The 1,636-nt window shown below is 41.6% G+C and carries 1 protein-coding gene; it reads right to left on the minus strand.

Annotated features, from left to right (window positions below):
• Positions 1–310: 310 nt before the first annotated feature.
• Positions 311–1,507 carry an ISL3 family transposase gene (locus GH715_RS21210; protein ID WP_163578834.1) on the minus strand — a complete coding sequence of 399 codons (1,197 nt, stop codon included), beginning with the start codon at positions 1,505–1,507 and terminating at the stop codon, positions 311–313.
• Positions 1,508–1,636 lie beyond the last annotated feature (129 nt).

Consider the following 1,636-nt stretch of genomic DNA (forward strand, 5'->3'; position numbering starts at 1 on the left):
GGTTCTTTGTCAAATGTGGTGGTGTAGTTTTATCTACTCCACCCTTTTTATTCTATAATCGGTAAATCTGTTTTACCTAAAGATCGCCACCCTTGCCTTTGTTTGCGGCCATGGGGATGCATTTCCCTTGGCGGATGGGAAAAATAAAGCCTTCACGACTCCATCCGCACATCGAGCGTACCACGGCCGATCTCTTCTACGTTCTCGTTGGTTGGGTCCCGATGCCCAACACAACGAATCACGAAGAAGAGGCACGACAGGCAAGGGCAAGCAGCTTTGCTGTGGCTAAAATGGTAAGCCATAGTATCTTCTATTTCTGCAAGATTTGCTTCACTTGTTGTTGCCATAATATTTTATCATGGAGTCGCTGAAACGATCGGATGCCAAACGACAATCGCTTCAACACTTTAATCGTGTTATTAATGCCTTCTGTTATGCCGTTACTGTAAGGATAAATAAAAGAATGTAGAATTTCCTTTCCCCATCTCTTAAACATCTGGGCCACTCGTTCAAAAGCTAGTATAGTAGAAGTCTCCATTGCCTTTATACAGACGTTCATTCCTTTTTTGACCGTCTTTTTATCACTTGTCTTAAACCAGTGATCTAATCGATTCTTTAACTCATACGCTTCTTTTAAACGTGGATCGATCGCAATGATTTGTTGGACTTTCTCTTTGCCTTCTTCGTCTAAAGCTTTCGGTGACTTCCATAATAATTTCTTACTACGTTTCATACGAATACGTTCCTTCTTACTTAAGGAGCGCTGCACTTCTCTTCTTACTTGATCTAATGCCCAATAGACATGACGCATATAATGAAAACGATCGGCCACAATTAATGGATCACCCAATACGTCACGAATCGCTTTCTTAAAGGCTTGTGATAAGTCCATGACCACGACCTCCACCTGACTCGTATCACATGATCTTAAGTAGGCTTTGATCGTATCTATTTTACGATCTGGTAACACATCGACAATCATGCTATTTTCGGCATCCACAATCACCGTCTGAAACTTCTCACCTTCCGCATCTCCTTTAAATTCATCAACCGAAAGAATTTTCGGTAAGACCTTCGTTGTTGGGATGGTTTGTCTATCAAACATCCGTATTAACCGATTCGTTGTGATGCCTGCATGTCTTGCGGCTTGTGTGAAAGACTGGGTTCCCGCATAGACTAAGGCGGTACTTTGCATTTGATTGGTACAACGTTGGTAACGGTCTACAAACTGCAGCTTTTCCATAAAGGTTTTCTCACAAGTCGTGCATAAATACCTTGTTTTGCATAACTGGATCGTGACTGGCTGATGTACCTCAAGCATGGCTTGAACGGGTTGCCAACGGTAAGCATGAATGCGTTTAGTTCGAGCTTTACAATGCGGACACTTTTGTTGTTTTTGCTTCGTATAAAGTTGGATTTCATAGCCTTTCTCCGTTTTTTCGATATGCCAAATATCTACGTGCTTATCTTGGATTCCTAATAAATCTATGATAAGATGGCGTTGCACTCATATCCCTCTCTTTCGTCTATTTTTTCGCCGATTATAGAGTAACAAAAGAGGGAGTATGAGTGTATTTTTTTGCTTTTTTGCAACTACCATCACTCCAGGAAGCACCACCACATTTAGTATAGAGCC

Origin of the sequence: Gracilibacillus thailandensis (genome assembly GCF_010994055.1) — a bacterium.
In the GTDB taxonomy this organism is placed as follows: domain Bacteria; phylum Bacillota; class Bacilli; order Bacillales; family Amphibacillaceae; genus Gracilibacillus; species Gracilibacillus lacisalsi.